Here is an 18,840-nt window from a genome sequence, read left to right as displayed (position 1 = left end):
ACCAGCATCTCTCCGAAGGAGAAGCCACGGGGACGACGTTCGTACGAACTCGAGAACGAGTGCGCCGATGTCTTGGCCGATCGGGGCTACCTGGTCCACCAGAACCCGACGCGGGCGGAGGTCGCGGAGGCCCGCCGAGATACCGGGGACACCGGTAATCCCGAGAAGGCACCCGACTACTTGGTCGAAGGGCATGTCTTCGACTGTTATGCCCCGGAGGCCGAAAACCTCAGTTCGAGGTGTCTGGACTGCGGTGGTCAGGAAGGTCAGGGAGGAACAGACCCAGCGTGTGGCAGTCCATCTCGCGGACTGGCGCGGTCGTCTGGTCGACCTGCAAAGACAGTTCGACGACTGGCCTGTGGTCGATCTCAAGGAAGTGGTCGCAGTGAAACGGGATGGTTCGATCGTGCAGATTCTGCGGACGGACTGAGGAGAGATTGGTTGTGTCGATCGATTATCTGTTGGCCCTGGCGACGGACATGCCGTTGGAACGGGTCGGTGAACTGGCCGCTGTGACGGTCGCGGAGCGACCGGCCCGGATTGGGTACGGGCGCCTTCTGGCCGGTGGGCAGCCCGAACGGGACGGGTATTCGGTGACCATCTACGGCGGGCGGCAGGGCTATTACGAGGCTCGGGCCGACCGCGGTACCCGGTGGCTGTGGGAGCCGGAAGACTACGTCGAACTCGCCTTCCACATGCGCAAGGACACCCTGAGCGATCTGGGTAGGCCCAACATGCTGGGGACGGTGGCCAAGGTGCTCGGTGGCACGGCGGAGGATGCGGCACTTCTGGTGAACAACGACGTTCTCCTGCTGACCCGGGTCGGTGGCGTGCTCCACAAACACAACCAGGAGGAGTGGGAGGAGACGGACTACCAAAATTTCCGCTACTGATGAGCGTCCGAGGCTGAACCTGTCCGCCTGGGGCGGCGACCTGAAGGCGCTGCGGCGACAATTCGACGAGTGGCCACTCCCCAACGTCAAGGAAGTGGTTGCGGTGACACGTGGCGGTGCGATCGCACAGTTGCTGCGATGGGACCGAGGTGGAGGCGGGCTTGTCGATCGGATACTCATTGATGCTGGGCGGCGACATTTCGCTGGCACGGATTGCGGAACTTGCTGTTGAGAGCACCGCCGAACTTCGGGAGGTGCCGGGGAGTCCGGGACTGCTCAGCGCCGATCTGACCGAACGTCTGGGCTACACGGTCAGCGTGGACGCGGGGCGGGGCGGCTACTACTCGGCGCAGGACGGCGCCGTGACCTGGGAGTGGGAGCCGGACAGATACGTGGATATCGACTTCGCGATGCGGAAGGACGTGCTGCCGGAACTCGGCAGGCCCAACATGCTCAAGGCTGTGGCGCGGGTTCTCGCGGGCACCACCGAAGATGCGGCGCTGTTCTACAACGACGACGTGTTGCTTCTGACCCGGATCAGCGGTGTCCTGCGTAAACGCAGCGAAGACTGGTGGCGGGGGAAGGACTTCGACGGCCTGTTCGGTTCCGGGCCGGGCGGTGAGCGGCAGTAAACCTCGCCGCAGGAGACGATCGCCGGGCTGACGGCGGTGCAGGGAACGCTCGCCAAGGCCCGGGACACCGCCGCCGCGGCCGTCGGGCAGGTCGGGAGGCAGGGGGAAGCGGGATTGAAGAAGGGACCACGTGGGCATCGAGTATCGGTTGACCCTGGCGGGTGAGCTTCCCCTGGAGCGGGTGGCAGAGCTTGCCGCCCCGGAGGCGACCGAGCTGCCTGCGCAGGCGGGGTACCCCCGGGCGTTCGGCGCCGACCTCAACGACCGGCTCGGCTACTCGGTCACGATCATCGCGGGTACCGGCGGCTACTACGACGCGCAGATCGATGACGACACCTCGTGGGTGTGGGAGCCGGGCGCCTACGTCGACGTCGATTTCGACATCGCCAAGGATGCTCCGGGTCACGAGGGAAAGCGCAACATGATGGTGGCCGTCGGTCGGCTCCTGGCCGGACTGACCGAGGACGCGGCACTGGTGTTGAACGGCAACTGGTTGTTGTTGACGAGGTTGGGTGGACAGGTCGTACGACACAATCCCGACGAGTGGTACGACGAGGCGTACGACGGCATTCTTCCGGGCTGAGGTCTACGTTCCGCTGCCTACGTGGAACGCCTTCAACGGGGAGAAGCGGCGACCCGTACCCGGTCGCTCCCGTCGTCGGAGAGGAACGACGCCAGTTCCCGCCCCTGCTCGGCGACGGCGGTGCGGTCGGCCCGGGAGAGGCGGCGGAGCGGAGTGACGACCACGGTGTCCGCCTCGACGGTCCAGGTCGCGGACACCCGGCCGTCGACCAGGACGACGCGTTCGCCGGCGACCGACAGTCCGCGGTGGACGTCGTCGATGATCCGGCCGCGGTCCTGATAGCCGAGGATCGCGTTGTCGAACGCCGGCAGGAAGCGCACCGGCGCCGGTGTGTCGGGGTCGGGGCGCGGCGCGTCGGGAAGGTCGAGCAGTTTGCGCCCGCGTTCGTCGCGGAAGGTCACCAGTTCCTCGCGGATGGCCGCCACCGCGGCCGGCAGCCCGGCCAGGCCGCACCAGGCGCGCAGGTCGCCGGCTGTCGCGGGGCCGAACGCGGCCAGGTAGCGCCGTACCAGCGCCTCGCCGACCGGGTCGCCGTCCGGAGCCGGCGGGTCGATCTCGCGCCCCAGCCACGAGGAGAGCAGTACGTTGCGCACTCCCGCCTTCGCGCGCCACAGCCCACGTGGCGGCATCTGCGCCACCGGTACGAGGGCGGCGATGACCATCTCACCCAGGGCCCGGTGGCCGGGCGTCGGCCAGCGTCCGGCAAGCACCCGGACGACCTCGGCCATCGAGCGGGGCTCGCCGTCGGCCAGCACCGCCCGGCCCGCCGCGGCGAGTTCGTCGAGATCGATCCCGTCGAGTTCGCCGCGGTAGACCCCGAGTACCTGCCGGCGCAGCATGGTGGCGTGTCGGGCCCGCCAGGCCAGGGCGTCCTGCGCGGTGACGAGGTGGACGGTGCGGCGCATGAGGTGGATCCGTACCACGTGTCGCCCGGTCAGCAGGTCCGACAGGGCCGCCGGTTCGAACGCGCGCAGCCGCGACCAGAGCCCGACGAACGGTTCCTGTGGTTCCTGCGCCTGGAGGCCGCACAGGTGCGCGACGGCGTTGTGGGCGGGCAGGGCGGCACGGTCGAGCAGCAACTGCCGGGCGAGCGTCGCGCGGTTGAGCGCCCTGGTGTCCAGTACGGTCATCGCGCGTCCTCGTGGTCGTTCTCGGCGGCTGGCACGAGGACGAGCCTCGCAGGGGAAGCGGACAGGATCTGACCGCTTTTCGGGCGACCTCGAAATCATGCCCGAGGATCTCGGCACGTCCGCCGGCACCGCCCCGGCCGCGAACGAGGCGGGCACCACGCGGCCCGTGCGTCGGTGGGCGGCGTCGGCTTGGCGGATGTCGGGGGTAGGCGGCAGCATGTGGCCGTGACCACGTCGCCGCCCCGTACGTCCGGATCCCCGTCGGCGCCGACCGGCCCGCCGCCGCGCGGGGCCGTGCTGGAGGCGGTGCTGGAGCGGTTCACGTACGTCAACGAGGAGACCGGCTACACCGTCGCCCGGATCGCCACCGACCGCGGCTCCGATCTGCTCACCGCGGTCGGGGCGCTGCTCGGCGCGCAGCCGGGGGAGAGCCTGCGGCTGGTCGGCCGCTGGTCGAGTCATCCGAAGTACGGCCGGCAGTTCGAGATCGAGTCGTACACGACGGTGTTGCCGGCGACGGTGCAGGGGCTGCGCCGCTATCTCGGCTCGGGGCTGGTCAAGGGGATCGGGCCGGTGTTCGCGGAGCGGATCGTCGACCACTTCGGACTCGACACGCTCGACGTGATCGAGCAGACCCCGGGCCGGCTGGTCGAGGTGCCCGGCCTGGGGCCGAAACGGACCGCGAAGATCACCGCCGCGTGGGCGGAACAGAAGGCGATCAAGGAGGTGATGATCTTCCTGCAGGGGGTCGGCGTCTCCACCTCGCTCGCCGTCCGGATCTACAAGAAGTACGGCGACGAGTCGATCGCGGTGGTCCGCGACGACCCGTACCGGCTGGCCGCCGAGGTGTGGGGGATCGGCTTCAAGACCGCCGACACGATCGCCCAGGCGGTCGGCATCCCGCACGACAGCCCGAAACGGGTCAAGGCCGGCCTGCAGTACACGCTGTCCGAGGCGACCGACGACGGACACTGCTACCTGCCCGCTCCCGACCTGGTCACCGATGCGGCGAAGATCCTCGACGTGCCCGCCGACCTGGTCACCACCTGCCTCGACGACTTGGTGGCCGAGGAGGGCGTGGTCCGCGAGCCGGTCCCTCGACCGGACGGCGGGCCGGTCGACGCCGTCTACCTGGTGCCGTTCCACCGGGCCGAGACCTCGCTCGCGGGCACCCTGACCCGGCTGCTGCGCGACCGCGCCGACCGGATGCCGGTCTTCGCCGACGTCGACTGGGACCGGGCGCTGGCCTGGCTGCGTACCCGGACCGGCAACGACCTGGCACCGGAGCAGGAACAGGCGGTCCGGCTGGCACTGACGTCGAAGGTCGCGGTCCTGACCGGCGGTCCCGGCTGCGGCAAGAGCTTCACCGTACGCTCCATCGTCACCCTCGCCCTGGCCAAGAAGGCCAAGGTCACGCTCGTCGCGCCGACCGGCCGGGCGGCGAAGCGGCTCGCGGACCTGACCGGGCACCCGGCCGCGACCGTGCACCGCCTGCTCCAGTTGCGGCCCGGCGGCGATCCCAGCTTCGACCGCGACAACCCGCTCGACGTCGACCTGCTGGTCGTCGACGAGGCGTCGATGCTCGACCTGATCCTGGCCAACAAGCTGGTCAAGGCCGTACCACCGGGGGCGCACCTGCTGCTGGTCGGCGACGTCGACCAGCTGCCGTCGGTCGGCGCCGGTGAGGTGCTGCGCGACCTGCTCGCCGCCGCGGCCGTTCCCCGGGTACGGCTCACCCAGATCTTCCGCCAGGCGCAACAGTCCGGCGTGGTCACCAACGCCCACCGGATCAACGCCGGCCGCCCGCCGGTCACCCAGGGGCTGACCGACTTCTTCCTCTTCCCCTGCGACGACACCGAGGCGACCGCGGCGTTGGCCGTCGACGTCGCCTGCGAGCGGATGCCGAAGAAGTTCGGCCTCGACCCGCGCCGCGACATCCAGGTCCTCACCCCGATGCACCGCGGACCGGCCGGCGCCGGCACCCTCAACGGGCTGCTGCAGCAGAAGTTGACGCCGGGCCGCGAGGGCCTGCCGGAACGCCGGTCCGGCGGACGGATCTTCCGGATCGGCGACAAGGTCACCCAGATCAGAAACAACTACGACAAGGGCGTGGCCGGGGTCTTCAACGGCACCCTCGGCGTCATCACCGCCCTGTCGACCGAGGACCAGACCCTGCAGGTCCGCACCGACGAGGACGAACTCGTCGACTACGACTTCGACGAACTCGACGAGCTGTCGCACGCGTACGCGATGACGATCCACCGGTCGCAGGGGTCGGAGTACCCGGCGGTGGTCGTACCGCTGACCACCAGCGCCTGGATGATGTTGCAACGGAACCTGCTCTACACCGCGGTCACCCGGGCCCGGAAGCTCGTCGTGCTGGTCGGGTCCCGGCGGGCACTCGCGGCCGCCGTGCGCACCGTCGGCGCCGGTCGCCGGCACACCGCACTCGACCGCCGGCTCGGGGCCGGCTGACCCCGGCCCGCCCGCGCTGTCCGCCCGCGGTGCCCGTTCGCCGCGACCCGGGACGTGGGGCGCGGAACGGGCCCGGACCCTCTAGGCTGTATCGCACCGATGCGGATGTTCGGGTGTAGGCAGATGTTCGGGTGTAGCAGATGTTCGGGTGTAGAGGGTGGTGGGGAAGCGGTGGCTGTTGGCAAGGTTCTGCGATTCGACGAGACCCGCGGGTACGGGTTCATCGCGCCGGATTCCGGTGGCGAGGACGTGTTCCTGCACGCCAACGACCTGCGGGACGAGAAATACCTGATCCGTCCCGGGGTCGCGGTCGAGTTCGATCTCGAGGAGGGCGAGCGGGGGCTCAAGGCGTCGTCGGTCCGGGTACTGGACCGTACGCCGCGCCGGCCGGCGGTGGCGAAGACCGTCGAGGCCCGCTTCGCAGGCAAGACGGCGACCGGTGAGGACGACGACGGGCTGTGCGACGTGCTCTCCGGTGACGAGTTCCGCAACGAGCTGACCGAGCTGCTGATCGACGAGGTGCCCTCGCTGACCGGCAGCCAGATCGCTCTGATCCGGCAGCGGATCACCCGGCTGGCCCAGACGCACGGGTGGGTCGAGTCCTGACCTCGTCGACCACCCCGCCCCCGGCGGGCAAGCTGATGGCCATCAGCGACCTGCACATCGGTTACCAGGAGAACCGTGACCACGTCGCCGGGCTGCGGCCGGAGTCGCCCGCCGACTGGCTGCTCATCGCCGGTGACATCGCCGAGCAGGTCGCCGACGTCGAGTGGACGCTGACCGTGCTCGCCCGGCGCTACGCCAAGGTCGTCTGGGTTCCCGGCAACCACGAGCTGTGGACGCCCCGCGAGGACCCGGTGCAGGCCCGGGGGGTGCAGCGTTACGAGCACCTGGTCGAGCTGTGCCGGCGGCTCGGCGTCGTCACGCCCGAGGACCCGTACCCGATCTGGAGCGGGCCCGGCGGCCCGGTGCTGATCGTGCCGATGTTCCTGCTGTACGACTACACGTGGCGCCCCGAGCACACCCGCGACAAGCGGGAGTCGCTGGCGTACGCGTACGAGACCGGGATCGTGTGCACCGACGAGGTGATGCTGCACCCGGACCCGTACCCGACCCGGGACGACTGGTGCCGGGCCCGGGTCGACGAGACCCTGCGCCGGCTCGACGAACGCGAGCACCCCGATCTGCCGATCGTGTTCGTCAACCACTACCCGCTGGTCCGCGAACCGACCCGGATCCTGCGCTATCCCGAGTTCGCCCAGTGGTGCGGCACCGACCTGACCGCCGACTGGCACACCCGCTACCGCACCGCGGCGATGGTCTACGGGCACCTGCACATCCCGCGTACCACCTGGCACGACGGGGTGCGCTTCCAGGAGGTGTCGGTCGGCTACCCGCGGGAGTGGAAGCACCGGGGGCCACTCCGCCGGCACCGCGCCAGATCCTGCCGTACGAAGGACAGTGACGTGATCGAGCGGATCCTGCCGTCGACCGTGGTGGCCGTCGAGGCGTTCGACGACCCGCCGGGCGTGGTTCTCTTCCCCGAGGAGGAGGCGGCGGTCGCCCGCGCGGTCGACAAGCGACGGCGGGAGTTCAGCACCGTGCGGCACTGCGCCCGTGGCGCACTCGCCGCCCTGGGATTACCGGCGGCGCCGATCGTGCCCGGTGAGCGTGGCGCGCCCGGCTGGCCGGCCGGGGTGCTGGGCAGCATGACGCACTGTGCCGGCTACCGGGCCGCGGTCCTCGCCCGCACCGGCGACGTCGTCTCGGTCGGCATCGACGCGGAGCCGCACGAGGAGCTGCCGTCCGGGGTGCTCGACGCGGTTTCACTGGAGGTGGAGCGCAAACGGCTGGCCGAACTCGGTGCCGCCCGCCCGGAGGTCTGGTGGGACCGGCTGCTGTTCAGCGCCAAGGAGTCGGTCTACAAGACCTGGTTCCCGCTCACCGGCAGGTGGCTGGGGTTCGAGGAGGCGGAGATCGTCTTCGACGCCGACGCCGAGACGTTCACCGCCCGGCTGCTGGTGCCCGGCCCGGTGGTCGCCGACACCCCGGTCACCACGTTCGCCGGCCGCTACCTGGTGGCGGACGGCCTCCTGATCACCGCGATCGTCCTCCCGTAACCCCCGCCCCTCCCCGCGTGGGCGCCCCCGCGTGGGCGCCCCCCACTTTGGCGCGATCAAGGGGATACTTCGGGCATTCAGCCCCGATCTGGGGACGACAACTCCTTGATCAACGGGTCGGGCGGGGCGGTCGGGCGGGTCGGGGCGGCCGGTCGGGCCGGGTCGGGCGGGTCGGTTGGGCGCGGCGGGGCGGGCTGGTCGGGGCGGGAGGGGGGTCGGCGTTGCATTAAGATGTGTGGATGCGTTTTCGACCTGTAGCGGCTGCTCTGACGGTTTTGGCGGTCACCGGTGCCGCGCTCGCGGTGCCCGCGCCCGCCCTCGCCGCCCCGGCGACGCTGAACCCGGCCGGGTTCACCCTCGACCAGGACTTCACCGCCTTCGATCCCGCGCTGTCCGCGCTGGACACCGCGCTGGCCGGGCGGCGGCGCACCGTTCCGCAGGTGATGGACGCGGCCAACCGGGACCGGACCGCGCTGTGCAACCAGTCGACGTGGCAGGCGCTGCGGGACCGCTCCGGCGCCGACACGATCGGGTTCTGCTGGAACGACGGTGACGACGCCACCGCCCAGTGGTACCCGCAGGGGCTGACCACCACCCGGGAGGCCGTCGACGGCGGCCACTACGCCGGACGCCAGCTGGTCGCCTCGGCCGCGTACCACAAGGGGACCGGGGTGACGCTCGACGGGCGCTGCCCGCGCGACCCGGAGGTGCCGCAGTCCGCCCGCCTGCCGATCAAGGGCGTACGACTGTCGTTGGTGGACTGGGACGCCGACTTCGCCAACACCTACCGCCACCTGCTGCTGGTCGAGCCCACCCTCGACAGCGCCGGGCGGGGGACGTACAAGCCGCTGCTGAGCGGCAACGGCGAAGCCCTGCACGCCGGTGGCATCGGCTGGTACGGCCGTCACCTCTACGTCGCCGACACCCGGGGCGGCTTCCGGGTCTTCGACTTCGAACGCATCTACGAGGTGTCGACCGGGCTGGCGGGCGCGGTCGGGCGGCAGTCCGACGGCAGCTACCACGCCTTCGACTACCGCTACGTCATGCCGCAGGTGGGCCGGGTCCGGCCGACCGGCACGAACGACCTGCGGTTCTCGTTCCTCACCGTGGACCGCGGCCCGGCCGCCGCCAACCGGGCCCTGGTCGTCGGCGAGTACGCCGAGGACGCCGCCACCGCCGCGACCGCGTCCCGGCTGGTCCGCTTCCCGCTCGGCGCCGACTCGAAGCTGACGACCGGCGCCGACGGGCGTACGGTCACCGCCACCGCCGCCTGGAACACCGGCTACCGGCAGATGCAGGGCGTGGCGGCGTACAACGGCAGGTACTGGTTCGGCAGCAGCAACGGCTGCCGGGGCGGCACCGTGGCGTCGCACTTCGGCACGCTGCGGCACTGGAACAGCGCGACCGGCCGGACCGCGTCGTACACCTGGGCGTTCGGGCCGGAGGACCTGTCGTACTGGTACGACCCGACCGAGGGCGTCGCCGACTACCTGTGGACCCAGACCGAGTACGCCGACCACCGCGTCGTCGTCGCCGTACCCCAGGCCGACTGGGACTGATCCCGGCTGCGCCGGTTCCCGGGCTGGCCCGTGGGGGAGGTGATCGTCTGCGGCTCGGGCACTGCGATCTCGGCGTGTCGAGTGCCTGAACCGCAGACGATCGAGGTGGGGACCTGAGGTGCAGCCGGACGCTTGCCGTTCCCAGACCGGCGCGGCGGGGGTTGGGTGTCACTGTTGTGGGCCACAGCGAATTCGGCGTATCCACAGCGAAGTCGCTGTGGAGCCTGACGGTGACTACGCGCGGTCGTCCTCAGACGATCACCACGACAGCCAGTACCCTTCCAGCCCGTCGATCGAGGGACATGGCGGACGATCCGCCCGCCGTGACGACGTCGACTCCTTGACCGGCGCCCGGCTGGGGCGCGGCTGGGGCGCGCAGGGGAAACGGGCGGCCGGGGTGGATCTCAGTCGGGGGACGGCTGGGTGTGGGCGGTGAATTCGTCGAGTGCCGGGCCGTGCAGCACGATCCCGGGTACCGGGTCGCGCAGCGCCGCCCGGACCAGGCGGTCGACCGGCAGCCGGCCCGGCGTGCCGGACGCGGCCAGCACCACGTTGCCGTACCGTCGGCCGCGCAGCATCGTGCGGGCGGCCAGCACACACACGTCGCCGTACGCGGCCCGCAGGGTGGCCGCCTGTACCCGGGAGAGGACCAGCGGCGGCAGATCGGTGACGTTGAGCGTGTAGACGCCGTCGGTGCTCAGCATCCGGCGCAGCCCGGTGGCGAACGACGCCGTGCCGACCCCGCCGGCCATCGCGGCACCCCGGTAGACGTCGCCGATCACCAGGTCGAACGGTCCGTCGGTCGACCGGCCGACGACCTCGCGTACGTCGTCGACGCGGATCCGCACGTCGAAGTCGGCGGGCAGCGGCAGTGCCCGGCCGACCAGTTCGACCAGGGCGGCGTCGCGCTCGACGACCAGTTGCGTCGAGCCGGGGCGGGTGGCGGCGACGTAGCGGGGCAGGGTGAGCGCGCCGCCGCCGAGGTGCAGCACCCGCAACGGCGCGCCGGCCGGGGCGATCGCGTCGACGACCGAGGCGATCCGGCGTACGTAGTCGAAGTGCAGGTAGGTCGGGTCGGCGGGGTCGACGTACGACTGCGGTACGCCGTCGACGAGCAGGGTGACGCCGCCGGTGCGCTGCGGATCCGGCCGCAGTTCGGCCACGCCGAGATCCACGGCCTGCTCGATCCCGGCCTGCCGGGTCCGCGTCGTACGCCTGCCCACGACGAAGTACGGTAGCCGGCGGCCGGTCAGCGGGTGAGGTGGATCGGCACGCTGGTGATCACCAGCCCGGGCAGGTCGCGCAGCGCCCGGCGCAGCCGGCGGGGGGTGCCGCCGTGCAGCAGCCGGTGCCACCGCCGCCGTACCACGATCTCCGGCACCACGGCCGTCAACGCGACGTCGGGGCGCAGTGCGTGCAGCGCCCCCAGGTAGCCGGCGAGGGTGGCGATGACCGCCCGGTACGGCGACACGACGACCTCCAGCCGCAGGTGGTCGCCCCACGCCTGCCATTCCGCGCGGAACCGGTCGGCCTCGGCGTCGTCGGGACTGATGTGTACGGCGAGGCACGGCTGCCCGAGCGAGGCGGCGTACGCCAGCGCCCGGAGGGCGGCCAGATCGAGCCGCACCACCGGTACGACGACGAGGTGCCGGACCTGCTGCGGGACCTCCTCTGCCTCCTGCCCGTCCCCCGGTCCGTGGGCGGCGCCTGATCCGTGGGCGGCGCCCGACCCGTGGACGCGGCCGGATCGGTGGGCGCCGTCGGATCGGTGGGCGCCGCCCGGTCCGCCGGCGGGTGCCCGGCGGGGGAGGTGTCCGGGCCCGGCGGGCGCAGCGCCAGCGCGGCCCGCACCGTGTCGTAGTGCCGCCGGATCCGCATCGCCCCGACGATCATCAGCGGGATGGCGACCACCACCACCCAGGCGCCCTCGGTGAACTTGGTGACCGCCGCGGTGACCAGCACCAGGGCGCAGGCCACCGCGCCGGCGGCGTTGAGGGTCAGCTTGCGGGTCCAGTGCCGTTCCCGGTGCCGCCGCCAGTGCACGACCATGCCGACCTGCGACAGTGTGAAGGCCAGGAACACGCCGACGGCATACAGCGGGATCAGCGACTCGGTGTGCCCTCGGAAGGCGACGAAGATGAGCGCCGAGGCGCCGGCGAGCAGCAGGATGCCGTTGCCGAACGCCAGCCGGTCGTCCATGTGCAGGAAGCGGCGGGGGGCGTAACCGTCGCGGGCCACGAAGAACAGCAGCCGGGGCAGGTCGTTGAACGCGGTGTTCGCGGCGAACATCAGGATCAGCGCGGTGGCTCCCTGGACGAGCAGATACCAGGGGCCGCTGGGAAACGTGGTGCGGGCGAGTTGGGACAGCAGCGTCTCGTCGGCCCGGGGCACCAGCCCGTTGAGGTGGAACAGCGCGATCAGCCCGGCGAACAGCACGACCAGCATGAAGATCATCCAGGTCAGCGTGGTGCGGGCGTTGCGCCACTCGACCGGGCGGAATACCGGTACCGCGTTCGAGATCGCCTCGATCCCGGTCATCGACGTGGCACCGGACGAGAAGGCCCGCAGGACCAGCAACAGGCCGATCCCTTCGGCGGCGGCGACCGGTGGCGGTGGCACCGGCGTGAAGCCGCGCCCGGCGGCGTCGGCCAGCCCGAACGCGACCAGTGCGCCGATCGCGAGGACGAACAGGTACGTGGGTGCGGCGAACAGGTTGCCGGCGGCCCGGATCCCGCGCAGGTTGCCGGCGACCAGCACACCGATGAACAGCAGCCCGAGCGGCACGGTGAACGGGGCGAGGGCGGGGACCGCCGAGGTGACCGTGTGCACGCCGGCGGCGACCGACACCGACACGGTCAGGATGTAGTCCATCAGCAGCCCGGCGCCGGCGGCGAGGCCGGCCCGGGGGCCGAGGTTGTCGCTGGCGACGAGGTAGGAGCCGGCACCGTGCGAGTAGGCCGGGATCGTCTGCCGGTAGGAGACCCCGACCACGATCATGAGGCCGATCAGCATGGCGGCCAGCGGCAGGGACAGGCCGAGGGCGGCGGTGCCGGCGAGGGCCAGCACGGTGAGCATGGCCTCCGGGCCGTACGCGACCGAGGACAGCAGGTCGGAGGAGAGCACCGGCAGCGCCACCAGCTTGCGCATGCGTTCGCGCACGATCGCGGTGCTGGCCAGCGGCGGGCCGAAGACGAGCCGGCGGAGACGGACAACCGCCCGGCCGACCGCCGAGGCCGGGGCGGGGGCCGGCGTGGTGGTCACCAGTTCGTCGCGTCCCGGCCGGTCCGGTACGGCCCGGAAGAGCCGGATCGGCGCCAGCCGGGCGAGCCGCGTCGGCCGGTGGTCGGGGGCGAGGCCGAGCGCCGGGTCGACCGGCATCGGGGCGTCGCGGCCGGCCCGGCCCGGGGCGGTGGCCGTCCACCTTTCGCCGATGCGTCGCAGGGCGGCCGTTTCCTGCTCGGTCAGCGGGGGAAACTCGGCGCCCGGGGTGAGCGGACTCGCGGCCGGGGCGGTCCCGTCCCGTCCGTCCCTGCCCATCCGACCGCCCCGCGTCCGTGTCCGCCTGCCGGCGGCTCGCGTACCCGCGGGCGGGCGGAACACACCCGCCGGAACGCGACGGGGCCCGCGCCGGTGGTCGGCGCGGGCCCCGTCGTCGCCCGGAGGTCAGCTCACGGTGATCGATCCGGTGCCGGAGCGCACGCAGGCGACCGTACGGTTGGCGGTCGTCGCCGCGCCCGACAGGCACTGCCCGAGTACGGCGTGTCCGGCGGCGTTCGGGTGCCACGACTCCTGGCAGGTCTGGAAGTACGTGACGCAGGCGTTGGCGATCCGCTGGATCGCGATCTTGTCCTTGCCGGAGAGGCTGGTGACGAAGACCCCGGTCGGCCCGTCCATCAGCCGGATCGGGGTGGCCAGGGTGCCGGTCGGGCTGCCCGTGTTCTCGCACAGCCGGGCGCCGTCGAAGGCCCGCTGCACGTTGAGGTAGACCAGGTCGGCGCCGGGGAACTCGGCCGACAGCGTGGTGTGCGCCGAGCGGACCAGGTTGCCGAGGTTGCCGGAGAAGATGTGGCCGGCGGACAGGCTGGCCCGGTGGATCGGGCAGCCGGCGGCGTACCGGACGGCGCCGAGGTCGCGGAACTTGTCCCGGCTGTCGTCGCGGCCGTCGGCCGTGTGGTACGACGACTGCAGGTCGAACGGCAGCGGGTTGGTGTAGTCCTGGAAGACGACCCGGTGCTGCCCGTCGGCGTCGATCTCGGCGAGCGTGGTGAGCAGGGACCGCAGCGCGTTGGTCGTCTCCGCGGTGGCCGCCGCCATCTGGGCGTCGGTGGCCAGGTCGCCGGAGGCGCAGGGGGCCTGCTCGACCGGTCCGCCGAGGTAGGCCCAGAACTCCCACCAGCCGGTCCACGCGTCGGCGATGAACCGGTTGGCGCACTTGGTCGCCACGTCGCCGAAGGTGAACGAGCTGTTGTTGGAGCCGAGCCCGATCAGGACCAGGTCGATGTCGTGGGTCTGTCCGACGGCCCGCAACTGGTCGAGTTGCGAGGCGACCGTACGGCCCTTGTCGCGGGTGTTGGACGCGCTGGCGATGTCGTACGGGCGGCCGCCCGAGCAGGCGAGGTTGAACCTGGCCTGGATGCCCGGCAGGTTCGCCTGGTGCAGGGAGGCGTTTGCCGAGCGGTGGCAGAAGTAGGCGTTGCTGTTCGGCGCGGACCAGCCGGGGAAGTTCTGGGCCGTCCCGTTGACGTCGACGACCGGGGCGTACGCCCCGGCGCCCTCGCCGCTGACGAAGCTGTCGCCGAGCGCGACCGCCGCGGTGGGCAGGCTGGCGACCTGGGCGGGTGCGGCGTACGCGGCGGGAACGCTGACCGATGCCGCCGTGAGGAGTATCGCGGCGGCGATCGCGGTGCGACGAAACATCGAGGGATCTCCAATCCGAGCATCGAAACATGAAAGATTCTCCGCAATCGCGATCAGATCATGCGTGGCGAACATCGTCAATGCCTGGCCTGTTCAGGCAATTCCATGCGTCGATACGATCGGGCGACGTCGCGGCCCCGCTCCGCTCCGCCGGCAACCCGGCGGGTCCTCCGCGCAGAAGTTCGAGTCGGTACCGTACGGACTGGTCGACTGCGGTCCGTCGGAGACGCACGTCGCCGGCCGGACCGATTCCGACTGGTTGCGGGTCCGGTGTCACCACTGATCACTGCCGGTGCCGGCACCGAGATCGACGGAGGTGCGGTGATGACCGTGATCGAACTCGGGGTGCGGGAACACGAACCCGAACCCGAGGCCGCACCGTCCCGGCCGTCGCGCGCCCGGCAGGTGCGTGGTGCGCTCGCCGCCCTGACCGTTCTGCTGGTCGGGATCACCGCCGCGTCGGCGCGACCGGCGGAGCCACGACTGACCGAGGTCGCCGTCGTGCCGACCGCACCGGCCTACCGGCATGCAATCAGCGACGGCGTGCTCTACAGCCTGGGCGCCCAGTACGGCGAGACGTCGCGCACCCTGACCGCCCACGACCTGCGCGACGGATCCGTACGGTGGGCGGTGCCGGTCGGCGACAACCTCCTCAACCGGGCCGGCCTGTGGGTCAACCTCTACCTCCGGGTGGAGGGTGACCTGGTCCTGCTGACCAGCGCCGACTCGACGATCGGCGTCGACGCCGCCAGCGGCGGGACACTGTGGACGGTCCGTCACGGGATCATCCCGACCGGCACCGACGGCATCGGTTACAGCATCCGGCCGGTCCTGGCGGGCAGGGACGGCGGGCCGCTGGTCGCCCCGCTCGGCGACTACCCGCCGGAGGAGGTACGGGTCCAGTTGCGCGGCTTCGACCTGGCCACCGGCACCGAACTGTGGGTCTCGCCGCCGGTCCGGTCCGGGGATTCCCTGCCCGGCGCGGGCGCGGCGCTGCTCGTGGTCACCGCCGACCACCGGGTCGAGGTGTGGGACGCCCGCACCGGGACCGTCCGGCAGCGGATCACCGGCCCCGACGATCGGCCCCGTGAGGTCACGGCCGGCGACGGGCTGATCTACGTCACCGACGTGGATTGGACCCTGACCGCGTACGCCGCCGACACCCTGGAACCGCGGTGGCGGGCACAGGTGCCACCCGGCGACGACGGTGGTGGCATGCCCTGTGGCCGGTACGTCTGCCACTGGCGGGCCGCCGGCGACCGGTATCCGGATCAGGGGCGGGGCCGGACGATCTTCCTCGACGCCGCCGATGGACGACCGGTGGGCGGGATGGTCGACGGCTGGGCCGCCGAGGAGCGGGACGGCCATCTGCTCATGCACGACGACAACGGCAACCTGACCCGTACGGTCGACCCGGCGACCGGCGGTACCCTGATCGACCTGACGCAGTGGCCGGAACCGGTCTGGTCGGACGGCAGGTCACCGACGGTGCTGATGCGGAGCAGCGACGAGCCGCGGATGTGGTTCGGGGTGCTGGATCCGGGCGCCACCGCCGTCCGGATCGTCGGATCGGTGCCGCACCGCTCCTACCGCTGCCAGTCGTCGGCCACCCACGTCGCCTGCCAGACCGCCCCCGAGGAGCTGCGGATCTGGCGCTACCGCTGACCCGGGCCCGGACCGCGCCGCCGGCGACGGGCAGGTACGGGCGGGCCGACGTGGCTAGGATCCGGGCATCGTCGGCGATGGACGGAGGCGGCGGATGAGCACGCCGGTCACCATCGAACTCGGACCGCAGGGCCAGGACCGGCGGCCCGACCGTGCCCGGCTCCCGGTGGGCCGGTACGCCCGTCTGGCAGCCGGTGCGCTGGCCGTGCTCATGATCGCGGCGGCCGGTGGTTCGGCACCGCCGGCGCGGTCGCCGCTGGTCGAGGTCGCGATCCGGCCCACCTCCCCGTTCCACCTGCACACGCTGGCCGGCGACATCCTCTACAGCGTGCGGATGGACCCGTCGCCGGCCGTGGTGACCGCCTACGACCTGGTCGACGGCGCCGAACTCTGGACGACGCCGCTGACCGGGGCCGTGCTCGACGACTCGGGCGGCGTGGTCATGGAAGGCGTGCGGGTGGCCGGCGACCGGGTCCTCGTCAGCCGGGGGCTCTCGACCGTCGCGCTCGACACGGCCAGCGGCCGGGTCCTGTGGACGGCGCGCCACCGGGTCGACGGTGGCGGCCACGGCACCGGCTACAGCACCGAGGAGGTCGTCCTGCCCGGCCCGGGCGACCCTACCGTCGACGGGGAGCAGGGGGAGCCGGTCGGCCAGCTCGGGAGGGTAGTGCGCGGCATCGACCTGGACACCGGCGCCGAACTGTGGCGGTCGGCGCCGATCCGGTCCTACCAGCCGCTGGACCGGACGACCGGTCCGCTCCTGCTGGTCGTGACCGTCGCCGGCGTGATCGAGGTGTGGGACGGGCACACCGGCGCGGTGCGCGCCCGGCTGGTCGACGGCGTCCGTCCGGCGGCAATGGTCCCGATGACCGACGGCGAACTCGTCTACATCGGCGCGGACACGACGCTGACGGCGTACGACGTCGACACCCTGACCCGGAGGTGGCGGGTCCCGGCGCCGGCCCGCGACGGCGTGGGGGTGCCATGCGGCGCCCAGGTGTGCTTCGTGAAGGACAGGCGGACGTGGTTCCTCGACGCCGCCACCGGAGCGGCGGTGGGTGGCCCGGTGAGCGGGGGGCCGCCGGCCGTGCATGCCGGACATGTCGTTCTCTACGGCAACGGGGGGCAGGGCCGGGTGGTCGATCCGCACACCGGACGGATCCTGGTCGACCTGACGGAGTGGTCGATGCCGGTCGGGTCGGAGTTCGGGACCCGACCGGTGCTGGGCCGGGCCACCGACGAGCCGCGGTCGTGGTTCGCGGTGCTCGACCCCGTGGTGGCGGCCGTGCGCGTCCTCGGGTCCGTGCCGTACCGGCCGGCCGACTGCTGGGCGTCGGACACCTACATCACCTGCCAGACCGGCCAGGAGGAGCTGCGGGTCTGGCGCTACCGCTGAGCCGGCGCGGGGTGCCCCGGCCCGCTACGCTTCGCGCCGTCGTACGTCGTCGACGGGGAGGTCCCGGGCAGTGTCCACAGTGATCGATCTCGGGGTCCGGCCGGTTCGTCGGGAGTGGACCGGTCGATCCCGCCGCCCGGCGGTCCGGCACCGGCGTACGGTGTTGGCCGGGCTGGCGGCCCTGCTGGTCCTGGCGACCGGTGGCGGCGCACCCCCGCCGGAGCCGGCGTTCGCCGAGGTCGCGACGGTGCCGATCTCGCCGATGCACCACTACGTGCTGGCCGGTGACGCCCTCTACAGCGCCGAACTCGACCTGGCCACCGCGCGGCGCGTCGTCACCGCGTACGACCTGCGTACCGGCACGGTCCGCTGGACGAGCCCGGTCGGCCCGTCGTCCGCCAGCGACCGGCTCGGCCTGAACGTCGAACTGGCGGTCTGGCCGGGCGGGACCCAGCTCCTGGTCGGCAACAACGACGAGTTCACCTCCGGAGTCGATCCGGAGACGGGTGAGGTCCGGTGGTCGACCCGCCCGGCGATCATCTTCAGCTCCGGCGGGGTGGGACTGGGCGAGGACGACGGCCCGCCCGGCCACCGGCCATCCCCGGGCTCCGGTCCGGCCGGGCGGTTCATGCGGGGTGTCGATCTCGACACCGGCCGGGAGCTGTGGGCCATGGAGTCGGTCATCGCGGGCCGGTTCGCGGCCGGTGCGACCGGGACGGTGCTGGTGGTCGAGACGATGGGCCCCGGCATCGAGGTCCGGGACGTGCGTACCGGTGCCGTCCGGGCGACCCTGCCCACCCGCCCCGGGGAACTGGTGATCGACGGCGGAAGCGTCGGCGACCTGCTGATCGTCCATCACGAGGAGGCGCTCGCCGGATACGCCGTCGACACCCTGGAACAGCGGTGGCGCGTCGCCCGGCCCGGGCTCGCCTTCGCGGCGCCGTGCGGTCCGCACGTCTGCCTCCACGGAAAGAACCGGCTGACGGTGCTCGACCCCGCCGACGGCACCGAGCTGGGCGGCTTCCCGGTCGACGGTTCCACCCAGGTCCTGGCCGGCGACCGGGCCGGTCACCTGCTCGTTCTGGAGCGGATCGACGACCGGCCGTGGTCGCACCGCCTCGTCGACCGGTACGGCCGTACGCTGCTCGACCTGCCCGGCTGGGAGGGGACGGCAGCCGCCGACGACGGGGCGCGGCAGGTGCTGGTCCAGGTGGACGACGTCTGGCGGTGGTCGTCGTTCGCGCTGCTCGAGAGCGAATCGGCCAGCCTGCGGTTCCTCGGCAGCGTCCCGTACCCCGTCGAGGACTGCCGGTCCAACCGGACGTACGTCGCCTGCCAGGTCGACAGGGACACCGTGCGGGTGTGGCGCTACCGCTGAACCCGGCGCCAATCCGCCCGGAACCGGGCGATCATGGCGTCGGGTCGGGCAGGGTGGCAGGCAGGGGAGGGGCGACGCCCGGCTCGGGAGAC

15 protein-coding genes and 2 pseudogenes are annotated in these 18,840 nt (G+C 72.1%); 12 read left to right on the top strand and 5 right to left on the bottom strand.

Translation table 11 applies throughout. The features are described 5' to 3' along the window. Nucleotides 1-6 precede the first annotated feature (6 nt). The 4 genes and pseudogenes from Prubr_RS34325 to Prubr_RS34310 all read left to right on the top strand — a co-directional run bounded on the left by Prubr_RS34325 (nucleotide 7) and on the right by Prubr_RS34310 (nucleotide 2,108). A pseudogene (locus Prubr_RS34325) lies at nucleotides 7-430 on the top strand (CdiA C-terminal domain-containing protein). 13 nt (nucleotides 431-443) lie between these two features. Beyond that, a complete protein-coding gene (locus Prubr_RS34320; RefSeq protein WP_212819607.1) occupies nucleotides 444-893 on the top strand; it encodes a SitI3 family protein in 450 nt (149 codons plus the stop codon). A 161-nt stretch (nucleotides 894-1,054) separates the two neighbouring features. Further along, on the top strand, nucleotides 1,055-1,525 hold the full coding sequence (locus tag Prubr_RS34315) for a SitI3 family protein (RefSeq protein ID WP_212819605.1): 471 nt from the start codon (nucleotides 1,055-1,057) through the stop codon (nucleotides 1,523-1,525). Between the two features lie 130 nt (nucleotides 1,526-1,655). Continuing rightward, nucleotides 1,656-2,108 (top strand): SitI3 family protein, encoded by a 453-nt coding sequence (locus Prubr_RS34310; RefSeq protein WP_212819603.1) that lies wholly within the window; start codon nucleotides 1,656-1,658, stop codon nucleotides 2,106-2,108. Nucleotides 2,109-2,140: 32 nt separating this feature from the next. Here Prubr_RS34310 and Prubr_RS34305 read toward each other — a convergent pair whose 3' ends face one another. Continuing rightward, the gene (locus tag Prubr_RS34305; protein WP_212819601.1) at nucleotides 2,141-3,238 is read right to left on the bottom strand and encodes a winged helix DNA-binding domain-containing protein; all 1,098 of its coding nucleotides are present in this window, start codon (nucleotides 3,236-3,238) and stop codon (nucleotides 2,141-2,143) included. A gap of 225 nt (nucleotides 3,239-3,463) precedes the next feature. On the opposite strand from Prubr_RS34305, the gene recD2 reads away from it, so the two are divergent. The 5 genes and pseudogenes from recD2 to Prubr_RS34280 all read left to right on the top strand — a co-directional run bounded on the left by recD2 (nucleotide 3,464) and on the right by Prubr_RS34280 (nucleotide 9,392). Then, complete coding sequence (gene recD2, locus Prubr_RS34300) at nucleotides 3,464-5,713, top strand: SF1B family DNA helicase RecD2 (protein WP_212819599.1); 2,250 nt, start codon at nucleotides 3,464-3,466, stop codon at nucleotides 5,711-5,713. 171 nt (nucleotides 5,714-5,884) lie between these two features. Next, nucleotides 5,885-6,319, top strand: a complete 435-nt coding sequence (locus tag Prubr_RS34295; RefSeq protein ID WP_246568047.1) for a cold-shock protein — start codon at nucleotides 5,885-5,887, stop codon at nucleotides 6,317-6,319. 35 nt (nucleotides 6,320-6,354) lie between these two features. Beyond that, nucleotides 6,355-7,178, top strand: a pseudogene (locus tag Prubr_RS34290) (metallophosphoesterase family protein). 1 nt (nucleotide 7,179) lies between these two features. Beyond that, nucleotides 7,180-7,833: a 4'-phosphopantetheinyl transferase family protein gene (locus Prubr_RS34285; RefSeq protein WP_212828873.1), complete on the top strand. Its 654-nt coding sequence runs from the start codon at nucleotides 7,180-7,182 to the stop codon at nucleotides 7,831-7,833. A gap of 239 nt (nucleotides 7,834-8,072) precedes the next feature. Beyond that, entirely contained in the window at nucleotides 8,073-9,392 is a 1,320-nt protein-coding gene (locus tag Prubr_RS34280) for a hypothetical protein (protein WP_212819595.1), read from the top strand. 404 nt (nucleotides 9,393-9,796) lie between these two features. On the opposite strand, the gene Prubr_RS34275 is transcribed toward Prubr_RS34280, so the two are convergent. The 4 genes from Prubr_RS34275 to Prubr_RS34260 all read right to left on the bottom strand — a co-directional run bounded on the left by Prubr_RS34275 (nucleotide 9,797) and on the right by Prubr_RS34260 (nucleotide 14,309). Further along, a complete protein-coding gene (locus Prubr_RS34275) occupies nucleotides 9,797-10,615 on the bottom strand; it encodes a spermidine synthase (protein ID WP_246568045.1) in 819 nt (272 codons plus the stop codon). Nucleotides 10,616-10,641: 26 nt separating this feature from the next. Further along, on the bottom strand, nucleotides 10,642-10,863 hold the full coding sequence (locus tag Prubr_RS34270) for a hypothetical protein (RefSeq protein ID WP_212819593.1): 222 nt from the start codon (nucleotides 10,861-10,863) through the stop codon (nucleotides 10,642-10,644). Beyond that, the gene (locus tag Prubr_RS34265) at nucleotides 10,782-12,929 is read right to left on the bottom strand and encodes an APC family permease (RefSeq protein WP_212819591.1); all 2,148 of its coding nucleotides are present in this window, start codon (nucleotides 12,927-12,929) and stop codon (nucleotides 10,782-10,784) included. Before Prubr_RS34265 ends, Prubr_RS34270 begins: the two co-directional genes overlap by 82 nt. Before the next feature lie 126 nt (nucleotides 12,930-13,055). Further along, complete coding sequence (locus Prubr_RS34260; RefSeq protein ID WP_212819589.1) at nucleotides 13,056-14,309, bottom strand: SGNH/GDSL hydrolase family protein; 1,254 nt, start codon at nucleotides 14,307-14,309, stop codon at nucleotides 13,056-13,058. 324 nt (nucleotides 14,310-14,633) lie between these two features. Here Prubr_RS34260 and Prubr_RS34255 point away from each other — a divergent pair, with 324 nt between their 5' ends. The 3 genes from Prubr_RS34255 to Prubr_RS34245 all read left to right on the top strand — a co-directional run bounded on the left by Prubr_RS34255 (nucleotide 14,634) and on the right by Prubr_RS34245 (nucleotide 18,748). After that, complete coding sequence (locus Prubr_RS34255; RefSeq protein ID WP_212819587.1) at nucleotides 14,634-15,974, top strand: outer membrane protein assembly factor BamB family protein; 1,341 nt, start codon at nucleotides 14,634-14,636, stop codon at nucleotides 15,972-15,974. A 94-nt stretch (nucleotides 15,975-16,068) separates the two neighbouring features. Next, on the top strand, nucleotides 16,069-17,370 hold the full coding sequence (locus Prubr_RS34250; RefSeq protein ID WP_212819585.1) for an outer membrane protein assembly factor BamB family protein: 1,302 nt from the start codon (nucleotides 16,069-16,071) through the stop codon (nucleotides 17,368-17,370). Nucleotides 17,371-17,440: 70 nt separating this feature from the next. Beyond that, nucleotides 17,441-18,748 carry an outer membrane protein assembly factor BamB family protein gene (locus tag Prubr_RS34245; protein ID WP_212819584.1) on the top strand — a complete coding sequence of 436 codons (1,308 nt, stop codon included), beginning with the start codon at nucleotides 17,441-17,443 and terminating at the stop codon, nucleotides 18,746-18,748. The last annotated feature ends 92 nt before the right edge of the window (nucleotides 18,749-18,840 follow it).

This window comes from Polymorphospora rubra, assembly GCF_018324255.1.
Taxonomy (GTDB): Bacteria; Actinomycetota; Actinomycetes; order Mycobacteriales; family Micromonosporaceae; genus Polymorphospora; species Polymorphospora rubra.
This window is presented reverse-complemented; position numbering and strand designations above follow the sequence as displayed.

What these genes read in the sequence shown, in the direction of transcription:
- Prubr_RS34305 (WP_212819601.1), bottom strand. Translation starts at nt 3,238, where the DNA reads ATGACCGTACTGGACACCAGGGCGCTCAACCGCGCGACGCTCGCCCGG.
- Prubr_RS34280 (WP_212819595.1), top strand. Translation starts at nt 8,073, where the DNA reads ATGCGTTTTCGACCTGTAGCGGCTGCTCTGACGGTTTTGGCGGTCACC.
- Prubr_RS34265 (WP_212819591.1), bottom strand. Translation starts at nt 12,929, where the DNA reads ATGGGCAGGGACGGACGGGACGGGACCGCCCCGGCCGCGAGTCCGCTC.
- Prubr_RS34260 (WP_212819589.1), bottom strand. Translation starts at nt 14,309, where the DNA reads ATGTTTCGTCGCACCGCGATCGCCGCCGCGATACTCCTCACGGCGGCA.
- Prubr_RS34255 (WP_212819587.1), top strand. Translation starts at nt 14,634, where the DNA reads ATGACCGTGATCGAACTCGGGGTGCGGGAACACGAACCCGAACCCGAG.
- Prubr_RS34250 (WP_212819585.1), top strand. Translation starts at nt 16,069, where the DNA reads ATGAGCACGCCGGTCACCATCGAACTCGGACCGCAGGGCCAGGACCGG.